This window comes from Paraburkholderia fungorum (assembly GCF_046027605.1).
GTDB classification, from domain to species: domain Bacteria; phylum Pseudomonadota; class Gammaproteobacteria; order Burkholderiales; family Burkholderiaceae; genus Paraburkholderia; species Paraburkholderia fungorum_F.
Map to the genome: position 1 here is coordinate 55882 of NZ_JAQQEF010000028.1, position 13731 is coordinate 69612.

Annotated in this window: 14 protein-coding genes and 1 tRNA gene; 5 read left to right on the forward strand and 10 right to left on the reverse strand. The window is 62.2% G+C overall.

Annotation, left to right across the window (positions count from 1 at the left end):
• Positions 1-392: 392 nt before the first annotated feature.
• Positions 393-1364: a DNA-binding protein YbiB gene (gene ybiB, locus PQR53_RS32040; protein ID WP_408463281.1), complete on the reverse strand. Its 972-nt coding sequence runs from the start codon at positions 1362-1364 to the stop codon at positions 393-395.
• A 408-nt stretch (positions 1365-1772) separates the two neighbouring features.
• Here ybiB and PQR53_RS32045 point away from each other — a divergent pair, with 408 nt between their 5' ends.
• Entirely contained in the window at positions 1773-2471 is a 699-nt protein-coding gene (locus PQR53_RS32045) for a fumarylacetoacetate hydrolase family protein (RefSeq protein WP_408463284.1), read from the forward strand.
• A 24-nt stretch (positions 2472-2495) separates the two neighbouring features.
• Positions 2496-3140 carry a maleylacetoacetate isomerase gene (gene maiA / locus PQR53_RS32050; protein ID WP_408463286.1) on the forward strand — a complete coding sequence of 215 codons (645 nt, stop codon included), beginning with the start codon at positions 2496-2498 and terminating at the stop codon, positions 3138-3140.
• Between the two features lie 131 nt (positions 3141-3271).
• Here maiA and ftsY read toward each other — a convergent pair whose 3' ends face one another.
• Positions 3272-4444 carry a signal recognition particle-docking protein FtsY gene (gene ftsY, locus PQR53_RS32055; RefSeq protein WP_408463289.1) on the reverse strand — a complete coding sequence of 391 codons (1173 nt, stop codon included), beginning with the start codon at positions 4442-4444 and terminating at the stop codon, positions 3272-3274.
• A 240-nt stretch (positions 4445-4684) separates the two neighbouring features.
• Between ftsY and rsmD the strand changes: the two genes are divergently transcribed.
• From rsmD to PQR53_RS32070, 3 genes are all read left to right on the forward strand, one after another.
• Positions 4685-5299, forward strand: coding sequence for a 16S rRNA (guanine(966)-N(2))-methyltransferase RsmD (gene rsmD / locus PQR53_RS32060; protein WP_408463292.1), 615 nt, complete (start codon positions 4685-4687; stop codon positions 5297-5299).
• A gap of 111 nt (positions 5300-5410) precedes the next feature.
• A complete protein-coding gene (gene coaD / locus PQR53_RS32065; RefSeq protein WP_408463294.1) occupies positions 5411-5926 on the forward strand; it encodes a pantetheine-phosphate adenylyltransferase in 516 nt (171 codons plus the stop codon).
• Between the two features lie 63 nt (positions 5927-5989).
• On the forward strand, positions 5990-6247 hold the full coding sequence (locus PQR53_RS32070) for a YfhL family 4Fe-4S dicluster ferredoxin (RefSeq protein ID WP_408418412.1): 258 nt from the start codon (positions 5990-5992) through the stop codon (positions 6245-6247).
• A gap of 128 nt (positions 6248-6375) precedes the next feature.
• On the opposite strand, the gene hisC is transcribed toward PQR53_RS32070, so the two are convergent.
• The 8 genes from hisC to PQR53_RS32110 all read right to left on the reverse strand — a co-directional run bounded on the left by hisC (position 6376) and on the right by PQR53_RS32110 (position 13651).
• Positions 6376-7455, reverse strand: a complete 1080-nt coding sequence (gene hisC / locus PQR53_RS32075) for a histidinol-phosphate transaminase (protein WP_408463296.1) — start codon at positions 7453-7455, stop codon at positions 6376-6378.
• An 87-nt stretch (positions 7456-7542) separates the two neighbouring features.
• On the reverse strand, positions 7543-8145 hold the full coding sequence (pth, locus tag PQR53_RS32080) for an aminoacyl-tRNA hydrolase (protein ID WP_408463299.1): 603 nt from the start codon (positions 8143-8145) through the stop codon (positions 7543-7545).
• Between the two features lie 142 nt (positions 8146-8287).
• Positions 8288-8911 (reverse strand): 50S ribosomal protein L25/general stress protein Ctc, encoded by a 624-nt coding sequence (locus PQR53_RS32085; RefSeq protein WP_408463302.1) that lies wholly within the window; start codon positions 8909-8911, stop codon positions 8288-8290.
• A 163-nt stretch (positions 8912-9074) separates the two neighbouring features.
• Entirely contained in the window at positions 9075-10031 is a 957-nt protein-coding gene (locus tag PQR53_RS32090; RefSeq protein ID WP_408463305.1) for a ribose-phosphate pyrophosphokinase, read from the reverse strand.
• A gap of 45 nt (positions 10032-10076) precedes the next feature.
• Positions 10077-10153: transfer RNA gene (locus tag PQR53_RS32095), tRNA-Gln, on the reverse strand.
• Between the two features lie 50 nt (positions 10154-10203).
• Complete coding sequence (ispE, locus tag PQR53_RS32100; RefSeq protein WP_408463311.1) at positions 10204-11085, reverse strand: 4-(cytidine 5'-diphospho)-2-C-methyl-D-erythritol kinase; 882 nt, start codon at positions 11083-11085, stop codon at positions 10204-10206.
• 92 nt (positions 11086-11177) lie between these two features.
• A complete protein-coding gene (gene lolB / locus PQR53_RS32105; protein WP_408463314.1) occupies positions 11178-11810 on the reverse strand; it encodes a lipoprotein insertase outer membrane protein LolB in 633 nt (210 codons plus the stop codon).
• A complete protein-coding gene (locus PQR53_RS32110) occupies positions 11810-13651 on the reverse strand; it encodes a tetratricopeptide repeat protein (RefSeq protein WP_408463317.1) in 1842 nt (613 codons plus the stop codon). Before PQR53_RS32110 ends, lolB begins: the two co-directional genes overlap by 1 nt.
• Positions 13652-13731 lie beyond the last annotated feature (80 nt).

Consider the following 13731-nt stretch of genomic DNA (forward strand, 5'->3'; position numbering starts at 1 on the left):
AAACGAACGTGGATGAAGCCCATGCAACGTGCATTTGACCCTCGCGCTTCGTCCGAACGGTAAACGGACGAATGCAAACGACTACAGGTTGTGAAGAACTACGGTCGGGGGTGAAACGGGAACGGCTGAACTACTTTGAGGACCGCGCTTTGGGCAGCGAGTTTGGCTGCCACGCGCGGCGCCACGCCTGACTTACGCTAGACGTAGCGATAGGGGCCGCGCCAGGCGGCCGGAGGTAATTCGGAGGGGGTTCGGAAGGGAACGCATGGGTTGAATATATGACGGCTCGCTGTGGCGTGTCAACCCGCGCCGTCATGTTCGGCGCGCGGGTGCATGGCCGCAGGCGCGGTCCTGTACTTACGCGGGCAGGTCAGACGGGCATCACACGGGCATCACTCTGGCGTTTGGGCGACGTCGACGATCAACTGTACTTGCCGCTCGATCGCGCTCGGCACGGGCGCTTCGCCGCGTAGCACGGCGGCGATCCATGCGGCCGTGGTGGGGGCGTCGCGCGCTTCGGGCAAGTCGACCTCGGGCGCGTCGGACGACGAGCGCTCGTGCGGCACGCGCGTTTCGCAGATGCCGTCGTGCAGCCAGTCGACTTGCACCTGGCGCCGCGTGTCGGCCACCGCTTCGCCTTCGGTGCCGCGCGCGAGCAGGGCGCCACCAGCAGCGGCGTCCGGGTGCGTGTTGAACAGTTGCGTGAGGCTGTCACGATACGGCGGATGCGTGTAATTCACGAGCCGCAGTCCCGCGGGCGCGAACGGTTGCAGGATTTTCACGAGCGTATGCGTTGAATTGCGCACGCCCATCCGCCGGCGCAGCGAGAGGAGCCGCGCGAGCTTCGGTGCGAGGACCTTGATCGGCGCGAACGCAAGACGCCGCTCGGCGAGACCGTCTTCGATATCGGCGTGCGATTGCGCGTGCGGGATCTGCAAATGGGTGAAGATTTCGGCGCTCGTCACGCGGCCCGGATCTTCAGTGACGCCATGGACCAGCACCGGCACACCCTCGCGTGCCAGCAATAGCGCGAGCAGTGGCACCAGGTTCGGCTGTTTGCGCGCGCCGTTGTACGTGGGTATCGATACGGGCCGGAACGCCACGTGCGGCAAATGAACCGGTTCGAACGACGCGTGTGCGCCGGCCAGCATGGCGGCGAGTTCATTGGCTGTTTCGCCTTTCACGCGATACGCGAGCAATATCGCGCCGAGCTCGAGATCGGACACGCGGCCGTCGAGCATTGCGGTGTAGAGCGCGCGCGTATCTTCGGCTGTCAGCGCGCGGGCGCCGTTCGGGCCGCGGCCGATTTCCTTGATGTAACGGGCGCAGGGGAAAGGATTGGCGGTGTCGGCGGAGTCAGTCATCGGGCGCAGTGGGGACGAGGGTGGCGCGCCGCTTCTGGGGCAGTTGGCCACGGTATTCAAAGGACGTTGTTCGGTGTGAGTATCGCATCTATGGCGATTTGACGGTCCGGTGGGGCCGCGGTCCGGCGGTCCGGACTCCGAGGCCCCAGCGATCCAGCAATCCGGTGATCCAGCGATCCAGCGATCCGGCGATCCGGTGATCCGGCGATCCGGCGATCCGGCGATCCAGCGATCCAGCGATCCGGCGATCCGGCGATCCGGCGATCCGGCGATCCAGCGAGACAATGCGTCCGGGCCGCCGGTTCACGCGCCCCTGTGCCGAACGGCTGCATCGCGCTTTGCTGCGCGTTACACTCGAAGCTTTATCGCCGCGCGGGCGCGGCACAATTGAGAAAAACGGAGAACGGGATGAGTTACGTATTTGCACCCGCACCAGTCGTCGCGGTGCCGGTCGTGGGGTCCAGCGAACAGTTCGCGGTGCGCCGCATCTATTGCGTGGGCCGCAACTACGAGGCGCACGCGCGCGAGATGGGGCACGATCCCGACCGCGAACCGCCGTTCTTCTTCACCAAGCCGGCCGACGCCGTGCTGTACGTCGCGCCCGGCGCCACCGGCGAATTTCCTTATCCGTCGCAATCGAAGAACGTCCACTTCGAGATGGAACTGGTCGCGGCGATCGGCAAAGACGGCAAGAACATTCCGGCGGAAAGCGCGCTCGACCACGTCTACGGCTATGCGCTCGGTCTGGACATGACCCGCCGCGATCTGCAGGCGGAAGCCAAGAAGCTGGGCCGTCCCTGGGACACCGCGAAGGGCTTCGACCACTCGGCGCCGCTCGGCCCGATTCATCCGGTCACGACGATCGGCCACGTCGGCAAGGGCGCGATCTGGCTGTCGGTGAACGGTGAGGAAAAACAGAGCTCGGACGTGTCACAACTGATCTGGTCGGTGGCCGAGACAATCGCCTATCTGTCGACGCTGTTCGAACTTCAACCGGGCGATCTGATTTTCACCGGTACGCCGGAAGGCGTCGGCGCCGTGGTGCAGGGCGACCTCATGAAGGGCGGCGTGGATGGGCTTGGCGAGTTCAGTGTACGCGTGGTCTAAGCGCGCATGGAGGAGACACACAACATGAAGCTTTACGGCTATTTTCGTAGCTCGGCATCGTATCGCGTGCGCATTGCGCTGAACGTGAAGAATCTACCTTACGACTACGTGCCGGTGCACCTCGTGCGCGACGGCGGCGAGCAGCTGAAGCCGGAGTATCGCAAGGTGAATCTGGACGGCATTGTGCCCACGTTAGTCGATGGCAATGAAGTGATGCCGCAGTCGCTCGCGATCATCGAGTATCTGGAGGAAACGCATCCCGAGCCGCCGCTCTTGCCCGGCACGCCGGCCGATCGTGCTTATGTGCGCTCGGTAGCGCTGCAGATGGCGTGCGAGATTCATCCGCTGAACAATCTGCGCGTGCTGAAGTACCTGAAGCACACACTGCGCGTTGACGACGACGCGAAAGACGCGTGGTACAGGCATTGGGTCGAAACGGGCTTTGCAACGCTCGAGGCGCATCTGGCAGGCGATCACCGTACCGGCAAGCTGTGCTTTGGCGACACGCCGACACTGGCCGACACCTGTCTGATTCCGCAAGTGTTCAACGCGCAGCGCTTCAAGGTCGACACGGCGAAATTTCCGACGATTCAGCGCATATACGATCACGCGATGCAGCTCGACGCGTTTGCGCGCGCAGCGCCTGGCGTGCAGCCGGACGCGGAATGACGCGCATGGCTTGATGAAAGAAGGGCGTTCCGTGCACTGCACCCCAAAGCTTGGATCGATGTCCGGCTTTGCGGGGGCAGTTCACTGCGGAGCGCCCTTGTTGCCTGTCTGGCTGGAATACGTTGCTGGGTTCAACCGCCCAGCAACGCGTCCGAAAACTCTTCCGCGCTGAACGGCTGCAAGTCCTCCACTTTCTCGCCGACGCCGATGAAGTACACCGGAATCGGACGCTGCCGCGCGATCGCCGCGAGAATGCCACCCTTGGCCGTGCCGTCGAGCTTGGTGACGATCAGGCCGGTGAGGCCGAGCGCGTCGTCGAAGGCTTTCACTTGCGTGAGGGCATTCTGGCCGGTGTTGGCGTCGATCACGAGCAGCACCTCATGCGGTGCGCCGTCCTGCGCCTTGCCGATCACGCGCTTCACCTTGCGCAGCTCTTCCATCAAATGCAGTTGGGTCGGCAGACGGCCGGCGGTATCCGCCATCATCACGTCGATCTTGCGGGCACGCGCCGCGCCCACCGCGTCGAAAATCACGGCTGCCGGGTCGCCGCTTTCCTGCGACACGACCGTCACGTTGTTGCGCTGGCCCCAGATGGCGAGTTGCTCGCGCGCGGCGGCGCGGAAGGTGTCCCCCGCAGCCAGCAGCACCGACTGCTCGAAGCTTTGCAGATGCTTGGCGAGCTTACCGATACTGGTGGTCTTGCCCGCACCGTTGACGCCCGCGATCATCATGACCAGCGGTTGCGCGCGGCCGAGCATCAGCGATTTTTCCAGCGGCTTGAGCAGGTCGATCAGCAGCGTGCGCAGCGCCGTCTTTACTTGCTGAGGATCGGTGAGACGCTCGGCGCGTACTTTCTCGCGCAGCGATTCGAGCAGGAATTCGGTGGCTTCGACGCCCGCATCCGACATCAGCAGCGCGGTTTCGAGTTCTTCGTACAGATCCTCGTCGATTTTCGCGCCGACGAAAATTCCGGTCAGGCTCGAACTCGTTTTCGACAGGCCTGTCTTCAGGCGAGTGAGCCAGGAGCGCTTCTCGCCGGCGTCCTGCACCGGCGGTGGGATGATTTCGACGGCTTCGAGCGCCGGCTCTTCTGCTTCGGGTTGGCTTGCGGGCAGCGTGGCCGCCGACGGCGGTTCAACGCGAACCGGCGCAACCGGCGCCGCCGCCGGCGCGATGGGCGCGGCGGGTGCAACCGGCGCCTCAACAGCCGGTTCTGGCGCCAAGGCTTCCGGTGCGGTCTGCGATTCTTCTGGCGCGTTATCGGACTCTTTCGAACCCTTGAATCGTTTGAAAAAGCTGAACATGATCTGGCGTGGTGAGAGCGCGCGCCGATGCGCGCAGCCGGGACAAACCCGTGGGAGCGGCAGGCAGCGTTGCGATGCGGGATGCAAGGCGCTGGAAGCCGCACATTTTATCAGGCGCGCCGCCGCCCGTCGTATTGGCCGAACGGCCAGGCTGGACGCCGTACTCCCCTGTGGTAACGTTGGCGCTCTGGCCCGCACGCATCGGCGTCGCGGGCGCACTTCTAACGTAACCGAAACCGCATGCCCCGTTCTGCTCCTTCACGCGCCCACGGCGCTTCGTCCAAAGGCGGCAAGCCGCACGCCATTCGTATCATCGGCGGCGACTGGAAGCGCACGCCGCTGCCCGTACTCGACCTCGACGGCCTGCGCCCCACGCCCGACCGCGTGCGCGAAACGCTGTTCAACTGGCTCGGCCAACGGCTGGAAGGGCAGCGCTGCCTCGATCTGTTCGCCGGCAGCGGCGCGCTTGGCTTCGAGGCCGCTTCGCGCGGCGCGGCGCGGGTGTTGATGGTCGAGCGCAACGCGCGGGCCGCCAGCCAATTGCGTGCGAACCAGGAACGCCTGTCGGCGCGTACGATCGAAATCGTGGAAGCCGACGGCCTGCGCCTCGCGGCGAGTCTCGCACCAGGATCGTTTGAGGTGGTTTTCCTCGATCCGCCGTTCGGCGACGATCTGCTCGACAAGGCGCTCGCGCTGGCCATGCCGCTGTTGAGCCCAGAAGGTTTTTTGTACGTGGAAGCGGGCGCCGCGCTCGAGCTGGATGGGAACGAGACCCTTGCCGGCTGGGAAATCGTGCGGCAGGGCAAGGCGGGTGCTGTCCACTTTCATTTGCTGCAGCGCGAAAATAAGGAATAATGCGCGTTCAAAACAAGCTGCGGGCGGGTTACCGTCACGCATGCGGTCGGTGCCAGATGCGTCGCGTGGACGCTTTGACGTGCCCCTTTGTCTGAAGAGAGGAGAAGTCTCATGGTAGTCGCCGTGTACCCGGGCACGTTCGACCCGCTGACGCGCGGTCACGAAGACCTCGTTCGACGCGCGTCGAGCATTTTCGACACGCTGGTGGTGGGCGTTGCCGACAGCCGCAACAAGAAGCCGTTCTTCACTCTGGAAGAGCGTCTCGACATCGCTCATGAAGTACTCGGGCACTACCCGAACGTTCAGGTGATGAGCTTCAAAGGGCTATTGAAAGACTTCGTCCGCACCAACAACGCACGCGTGATCGTGCGGGGCCTACGCGCCGTCTCGGACTTCGAATATGAGTTCCAGATGGCCGGCATGAACCGCTATTTGCTGCCGGACGTCGAAACCATGTTCATGACGCCGTCCGATCAATACCAGTTCATTTCGGGCACCATCGTGCGTGAAATCGCGCAGCTGGGCGGCGACGTCAGCAAGTTCGTGTTCCCGTCGGTCGAAAAACGGCTGAAGGAGAAGGTTGCTGCAATGGATTCGAACGTCGGTGCGCCGGCGGGGCAACCGTAACCGGCGTAAACTGTCGGTTTGACGGATCAAAGTCGGCTTCGGCTGGCGCGAAGTGAGAGAAGTATGGCCTTGATGATTACCGACGAGTGCATCAATTGCGATGTGTGCGAGCCCGAGTGCCCAAACGACGCGATTTCGATGGGCCCGGAAATCTACGTAATCGACCCAAAGAAATGCACCGAGTGTGTCGGCCATTTCGATGAGCCTCAGTGTATTCAGGTGTGCCCCGTCGAGTGCATTCCGCGTGACCCGGAGCATCTGGAGACGGCGGAAGGGTTGATGGCGAAGTACCACGCGCTGCAGGCAGCAAAGAGCGTTTGATCGCGAAGTACCACGCGCTTCAGGCAGCAAAGAGCACGTGGGATTCAATGATGGTGAACGGCGAGACGTGTGTCTCGCCGTTTTCCTTTGGCGCCGCGCTTTGTGTTGCGCGAGCGAGTTTCCGATCGTTATCCGACGTAAGCGCTGAAAATGCCGCGCAGCGCATCCAGCAGGAGGTCGCATTCGGCGTCGGTGCCAACCGAAATTCGCAGATGCTGGTCGATTCGCGCCGCCTTGAAATGGCGCACGAAGATTTCCTTCTCCCTTAGCCGTGCCACAAGCATCGCCGCATCGTAGCCTTCATGGCGCGCGAACAGCAGATTCGCCGCCGACGGCACCACCTCGAAGCCCAGTGCCGTCAAGCCTGCCGCTAGCCGTTCACGGCTCGCTATCACCTTGGCGCAGTTGTCGCGGAACCACGCATCGTCCTCGTATGCCGCGATGGCCGCGACTTGCGCCAGACGGTCGAGCGGATAGGAGTTGAAGCTGTCCTTTACGCGGGTCAGTGCGTCGATCAATTCCGGATTGCCGAACGCGAAGCCGACGCGCATGCCGGCCAGCGAACGCGACTTCGATACCGTTTGGATCACCAGCAGGTTGGGATAGCGATCGATCAGCGCGATGGCCGACTCGGCGCCGAAGTCGACATAGGCCTCATCGATTACTACGACTGATTCGGTGTTTCTCGCCAGCAGACGTTCGATTTCGGCGAGCGGCAGCGGCCGTCCAGTCGGCGCGTTCGGATTCGGGAACAGTACGCCGCCATTGGGCGCGGTGTAGTCGTCGAGATTGATGGCGAAGCTGTCGTCGAGTGCGACGGTCCTATAGTCGACTTCAAAGAGCCGCGCGTAGGTCGGATAGAAGCTGTACGTGATATCCGGGAACAGTAGCGGTTTGTCGTGCTTGAGCAATGCCTGGAAGGTGAGCGCGAGCACTTCGTCCGAGCCGTTGCCGGCAAACACCTGTTCCGCGCGAATACCGTGATACGCAGCGACCGTTTCGCGCAACTTGCGCGCCGTCGGATCCGGATAGCGTCGCAGCGATTCGCCCGCGTCTCCCAATTCCTGCCGAATCGCTTCGAGCACGCGCGGCGACGGCGGATAGGGATTCTCGTTGGTGTTCAACTTCACCGGATGCGCGGCCACGGGCTGCTCGCCCGGAACATAAGGCGTCAGACGGTGAACGATATCACTCCAGTAGCGGCTCAAACGATTCTCCTGTCGATGGCGAAACGGCGAAACGGCGAAACGGCGAAACGGCGAAACGGCGAAACGGCGAAACGAGCGCGGGACCGCTTAGGGGTTGCGATGCAGTTGCATCATCGCCCGCTCGAGTTCGCCTTTGATGATCTGCGGCATCACGGCCAAAGCACGTTCGACCGATGCGTCGATCACATCCTGTTCTTCCCGCCGCGGCGGCTTCAGCACGTAATTGGCGACGTCCGGCTTGGCGCCGGCGCGCGCGCTTTCGGGAATCAGGTCCCGCGGATGGCCGATGCCGATCCGCAGCCGCCAGTACTGTTGCGACGATAAATGCGCGGTGATGTCCTTCAACCCGTTATGCCCGCCGCTACCACCACCGAGCTTCAACTTGACGCTGCCGGGCGGCATATCGAGTTCGTCGTGCGCGACCAGAATTTCGTCCGGAAGAATTTTGAAGAACTGCGCGACCGCCACGACCGACTGCCCCGAGCGGTTCATATACGTCTGCGGTTCCAGCAGATGCACTTCTTCGCCGTGAAGCCGGGCCTTCGCGTAGAAGCCGTGAAAGCGTCGCTCATCGCGCAGCGTCGTGCCTGCTTCACGTGCCAGTTGATCGACTAGCCAGAAGCCGGCGTTGTGACGCGTTGCGGTGTATTCGGCGCCCGGATTGCCGAGCCCGACGATCAGCTTGATCATGATTGCGTAGGTCCATCTGGCCCGGGCGACAAACGCGGCCGAGCCGAAAAAAACCGAAAAAAAACCCGCCGGGGCGAACCTCGGCGGGTCACATCGACCGTTTCATGGAAACGGATCGAGAGGATTGCTCGCTCAGTGCAGCTTAGGCAGCCGGCGTTTCGCCTTCGCCTTCAGCAGCAGCGGCTTCGCCTTCAGCGATTGCGCCAGCCGGGATCGTTGCAGCTGCGATGACCGGGTTTTCTGCTTCAACGTGAGCAACCAGTGCAACGCCTGCCGGCAGGACGATGTCCTTAGCGTGCAGCGAGTGGCCCGCTTCGATCTTCGCGAGGTCGACTTCGAGGAATTCCGGCAGTGCCGACGGCAAGCACTCGATTTCGATTTCGTTGAGGACGTGCGAGATCACCGCGCTCGACAGTTTCACTGCCGGGTTGGTTTCCTGGTTCATGAAATGCAGCGGCACCTTGGTGTGCAGCTTCTTCTTCGCGTCGACACGTTGGAAGTCCACGTGCAGGACGAGCTGACGGAACGGATGGTATTGCACGTCGCGCAGCAGAACCTGTTGCGACTTGCCTGCCACTTCCAGATCGAGGATCGACGAGTGGAAAACTTCTTTCTTCAGCGCGTGCCAAAGTGCGTTGTGGTCCAGTTCGACCAATTGCGTTTCAGCACCAGCGCCATATACGATGCCCGGGGTCTTGCCCGAGATACGCAGGCGGCGGCTCGCACCCGTACCTTGCAAAGAACGCTCGAAAGCGACTACTTTCATGTTGAATCTCCAATGCACTGCCCGCGACCAGGCAGTAAAAACGGGGCCTCCAAGCCGTTACGGCTGAGGCCCCAGAGCGATGGCACGAACCTTCGTTCGTTCATGCCAATTGTGCAAAAGCGCGGCGTGCGTACTACAACACACGCCGCGCTCTCGCAAATACTTAACTTTCAGCGAACAGCGACATCACCGAATCGCCGCGGCGAATCCGCGAGAACGTTTCGGCAAGCAGGCCAGCGATGCTCAACGAACGGATCTTCGAGCATGAGCAGGCTTCTTTGCCAAGCGGGATCGTATCGGTAATGACGAGTTCATCGAGTTCTGAGGCCGCGATACGTTCGCCTGCACCGCCCGACAGCACAGGGTGGGTAGCGTATGCGACGACCTGCTTCGCACCACGTTCCTTCAAAACCTGGGCTGCCTTGCACAGCGTGCCGGCGGTGTCGACCATGTCGTCCATGATCACGCAGGTACGACCTTCGACTTCACCGATGATGTTCATCACCTCGGCTACATTCGCCTTCGGACGACGCTTATCAATGATCGCGAGATCGCAATTCAATTGTTTGGCCAACGCACGGGCGCGCACCACGCCGCCGACGTCCGGCGAAACGACTAGCAGGTTCTCGTAGTTCTGCTTGCGCAGATCGCCGAGCAGCACAGGCGTAGCGTAGATATTGTCGACCGGGATGTCGAAGAAACCTTGAATCTGGTCGGCATGCAGATCCATCGTGATCATCCGCTCTACGCCGGCGATTTCCAGCATATTCGCGACCACCTTGGCCGAGATCGCGACGCGCGCCGAACGCGGACGGCGATCCTGACGAGCGTAACCGTAGTAGGGGATGGCAGCGGTGATCCGGCCAGCGGATGCGCGCTTGAGCGCATCGACCATGATCATCAGTTCCATCAGATTATCGTTCGTCGGCTCGCAGGTGGACTGCAGGATGAACACATCCTTGCCACGCACGTTCTCCTTGATCTCGACCTGGATTTCACCGTCCGAGAAACGGCTAACCATTGCTTTGCCGAGGGGAATACCGAGGATTTTGACGACTTCCTGTGCAAGCGCGGGATTTGCGTTGCCAGTAAAAACCATCAGGCCGTCATGGCTGCTCATCGTGCACCTACTTCAGGCTGGGGGCGAGGGAAATGCGAGAATTTTTGGCAGGGGAGGAAGGAGTCGAACCTTCGAATGCCGGAATCAAAATCCGGTGCCTTAACCAACTTGGCGACTCCCCTACACTAACTTTGAGCTTCACCGAACGAGGGAACGTTCGACGACGCAAAACTTATGACGCGAAAGCAAAGAGTGGATGCTGATCGAGACTTGCAGTCACTGCGCTGTTCCATTCGCCGGGCAGTTTGGCTTGTGCCGCTTCTGCTTCAGCTCTGCTACGAAACGCTGCAAATACACTTGCACCTGACCCAGACATCCGCGCTGGTGCGATGTCTTCAAACCATCGCAGCACTTGCGCTACTTCCGCGTATTTTCCCACGACAACCTGCTGCATGTCATTGCGGCCAAAACTTTCCGGCCATTCAGTGTTGCAGCTAAGTTCTGCAGGAAAGTCCGTAATTATGAGGGGTTTCGAATCTCTTGTCAACGCTTTTTCGGAAAAAATCGCTGCAGTCGGAACATGAACCCTCGGCGTCACTACTAGGAAATGGCGCGGCGGCAATTGTACAACGTCTAAAGCTTCTCCAACACCCTGTGCGAACGCATTTTTCCCAAAAATAAAAAACGGCACATCCGCACCGAGCTTCAGCGCCAGCGCCTGCAATTCCAGGCGCGGCAAATCGAGCTTCCATAGACGGTTCAGCGCGAGCAGCGTGGTGGCCGCATCGGAGCTGCCGCCGCCGAGGCCCGCGCCCATCGGCAGGCGCTTCTCGATTTCGATGTCGACGCCTTCGGGCGAACCTGTATGCGCCTTCAGGAGTGTCGCTGCACGCACGGTGAGGTCGTGTTCCGGCGGCACGTCGGCGATCTCGGTGCTGCGCGTGATGAGGCCGCCGTCGCGCCGGGTGAAGTGCAGGGTGTCGCCCCAGTCGAGTAACTGGAAGACGGTTTGCAGCGTGTGATAGCCATCCGGCCGGCGACCGGTGATGTGCAGGAAGAGGTTGAGTTTCGCTGGCGCGAGGCAATCGCGCAGCGAATCGGTGGTTTCAATCATGAGTCTGGGCTACATGCGCCATGGCGGCACGGAAGAGGCGGCAAGGGGTGCGCGAACGTACGCGGCTACGGGGCCAACTGCTGATCCCACGACTACTGATCCAGCACGAGCTTGATGTCGAGCGGCGGTTCGGAGCGGCTCAGGTTGACACGCTTTACACCGGTGGCCGGCGCGTCGGCATAGGCCAGGTAATCGATCGTCCAGCCGTCCTGCGTGATCTGCTTCAGACGGGAGGGCTGCTCCGGATCCTTCTCGGTTTTGGCGCGCGAAGTGGGCGCCGGCGACGGCTGCAGCCAGTAACGCAACCCCTCGACCGGCAGCGCGAAGCCAAGCGCGTTCTGCATCAGCGTGGAGACATTGTCGGCGGTGAGCGGCTGACGGTTCGGCAACTCGAGCGTGGCCGAAGCCGGCGACGAAGTCACGATCGCCAGTGTCTGGCCGAGCGGATTGCGCAATTGCAGCGTGACGGTGTCCCCCGTTTCCTGCCAGGTGAAGTTGCCATAGGCATTGCGCTGCTGCCCGTTCTGATCGTTGTACTGGATCGCGAAACGGCCTTGATAAGCGCGCGTGGTTTGCGCAGTGACGGAGGTCGCCGCATTCGATGTGGACGGCCCCTGCGGCTTCACCGATGCACAACCGGCCAGCGCGACAACCGCTGCCGCTACGAATCCGAGCGCCGCGCCACGCGGCGCCCGGGGATAGGAGATCAAGCGGGAAAGACGCATCAAAGATCGTTCACCTGAAGACGTTGGAGCGTTTTAACCAGCGTGTCGTTGTCCGGTTCGAGCTTGCGCGCGTCGCGGAAAGCAGCGCGGGCCTGATCCTGAGCACCGGTCTTCCACAACACTTCGCCGAGATGCGCACCGATTTCGGCGTTCGGCTGAATGTCGTACGCTTTGCGCAACAGCTTGATTGCATCCGTGGTGTCGCCCATCCGGTACTTGACCCAGCCGACGCTGTCCATGATGAACGCGTCGTTCGGCGCCAGCGACGAGGCCTTCTCGACCAGTTTGTCCGCTTCCGACAGACGCTGATTGCGATCGGCTAGCGAATAGCCGAGCGCGTTATAAGCCTGCGGGTTGTCCGGCTGCGTCTGGATCAACTTGCGCAGTTGCGCTTCCATGACATCGTAATGGCCGGTCTTTTCGGCCGCCATTGCGTAGTCGTAGGTGAGATCGGGATCGTCGGGGAACGCCGCAGTTGCTTGTTGCAGAGTTGTTTCCGCCTCCGGGTAGCGCTTTGCGTCGAACAGAATGGCCGCGTCGGTGCGCGCGATCAGCGCCTGGTCGCGCGGATCGGGCGCTTGCAAGTTTGCCAGCAGCTTGCGCGCGTCGTCGGGCTTGCCCTGCTTGGCGAGCAATTGGGCGCGCGTAACCTGCGCCGGCACGAATTGCTGGCTCGAAGGCGTTACCTTGTTCAGCCAGTCGCTGGCCGCCGCTTCGTTCTTCTGTTCGAGCGAGAGTTGCGCAAGATAGATATACGCCTGGCCCGGATCGGCGCCCGGCGTTTTTTCGGCTTGCTGCGCGTACTGGGTGAGATAGGTTTGCGCGTCGTTGAAATTCTTCTGCTGGATCTTGATCAGCGCGAGCGCCATCAGCGGTGTGAGGTCCGCCGCGTTGTTCTTGTGCATGATCTCGAACTGCTTCTGCGCGTCGTCCAGACGGTCGCTCGCGAGGTACATCTGCGCGAGCGCGAGACGCGCGTCATGCGACTTCGGATTCTGCTGCACGTACTTTTCGAGCGACGCGATGCCTTCCTTGCGCTCTTCCGGGCCCATCTGCGAGAGCATCAGCGCGGCCGGTAAATAGTCCGGCTTGAGCGCGAGCGCCTGTTCGAGCGACTTGCGCGCGCCCGGCGCGTCGTCCGAAACGAGCTGCTGGCGTGCGATCGCCAGTTGCGCTTCCGGTCGGTTCAGGTCGTTCTTCAGCAGGTCTTGCAACACATGCAAGCCGCCGATCCGGTTCGGGCCGCGCGAGAGCAGCAACTGCAGCGCCAGCATCGCGCTGCCGCGATTCTCGGCAGGGACTTTTGCGAGCTCTCGGGTGAGGATCGGCGCGGCGTCGTCAGGCTTGCCGGACAGGACGAGCAGCGATGCGTCGAGTTGCGCGGCGCGTTCCGAATTCGGCGCATACTGCTGCCACAATTGCGCGGCGGCCAGAGCGTCTGACGGACTTTGCGCGGCCAGCGCGATTTCCGTGGCGCGTTGGGCCATACGCGGATCGTGCGTGTCGCGCGCGAGCGCGAGGTAGGTCTGATAGGCAGGCGCCGGCTGGTCGCGTTGCAAGGCGACCTCCGCGGCGAGCACCTGAAATACGATCTGGCTGGACAGCGGCACGCCCGGCAGGGCCGCCTTGTCTTCTGCCGAAGCTGGGCCGAGCGGGTCCGGCAGGGTGACGGACGTGTCATCCGAGTCCGGCGACGGGTCCTGCGCGTGCGCGGGCACGGCAGCCAGCGCCCAGACGGCGAGCGCGGCGGCACCGAGCGCGCGACGAGCGGACACGGCGTAGGGCACGCGGGATGCGCTAGCCGGGCGCTTCGAAAACAGCTTCACGAAGGACAAGTTCATGGAAATCCGTTCAATGTTTCGGACGATTGTAACGCGCTCGCTACAATAAGCGCACAACCACTCACGCAAGTTGCAGACCA

What these genes read in the sequence shown, in the direction of transcription:
- ybiB (WP_408463281.1), bottom strand. Translation starts at nt 1,364, where the DNA reads ATGACTGACTCCGCCGACACCGCCAATCCTTTCCCCTGCGCCCGTTAC.
- PQR53_RS32045 (WP_408463284.1), top strand. Translation starts at nt 1,773, where the DNA reads ATGAGTTACGTATTTGCACCCGCACCAGTCGTCGCGGTGCCGGTCGTG.
- maiA (WP_408463286.1), top strand. Translation starts at nt 2,496, where the DNA reads ATGAAGCTTTACGGCTATTTTCGTAGCTCGGCATCGTATCGCGTGCGC.
- ftsY (WP_408463289.1), bottom strand. Translation starts at nt 4,444, where the DNA reads ATGTTCAGCTTTTTCAAACGATTCAAGGGTTCGAAAGAGTCCGATAAC.
- rsmD (WP_408463292.1), top strand. Translation starts at nt 4,685, where the DNA reads ATGCCCCGTTCTGCTCCTTCACGCGCCCACGGCGCTTCGTCCAAAGGC.
- coaD (WP_408463294.1), top strand. Translation starts at nt 5,411, where the DNA reads ATGGTAGTCGCCGTGTACCCGGGCACGTTCGACCCGCTGACGCGCGGT.
- PQR53_RS32070 (WP_408418412.1), top strand. Translation starts at nt 5,990, where the DNA reads ATGGCCTTGATGATTACCGACGAGTGCATCAATTGCGATGTGTGCGAG.
- pth (WP_408463299.1), bottom strand. Translation starts at nt 8,145, where the DNA reads ATGATCAAGCTGATCGTCGGGCTCGGCAATCCGGGCGCCGAATACACC.
- PQR53_RS32085 (WP_408463302.1), bottom strand. Translation starts at nt 8,911, where the DNA reads ATGAAAGTAGTCGCTTTCGAGCGTTCTTTGCAAGGTACGGGTGCGAGC.
- PQR53_RS32090 (WP_408463305.1), bottom strand. Translation starts at nt 10,031, where the DNA reads ATGAGCAGCCATGACGGCCTGATGGTTTTTACTGGCAACGCAAATCCC.
- ispE (WP_408463311.1), bottom strand. Translation starts at nt 11,085, where the DNA reads ATGATTGAAACCACCGATTCGCTGCGCGATTGCCTCGCGCCAGCGAAA.
- lolB (WP_408463314.1), bottom strand. Translation starts at nt 11,810, where the DNA reads ATGCGTCTTTCCCGCTTGATCTCCTATCCCCGGGCGCCGCGTGGCGCG.
- PQR53_RS32110 (WP_408463317.1), bottom strand. Translation starts at nt 13,651, where the DNA reads ATGAACTTGTCCTTCGTGAAGCTGTTTTCGAAGCGCCCGGCTAGCGCA.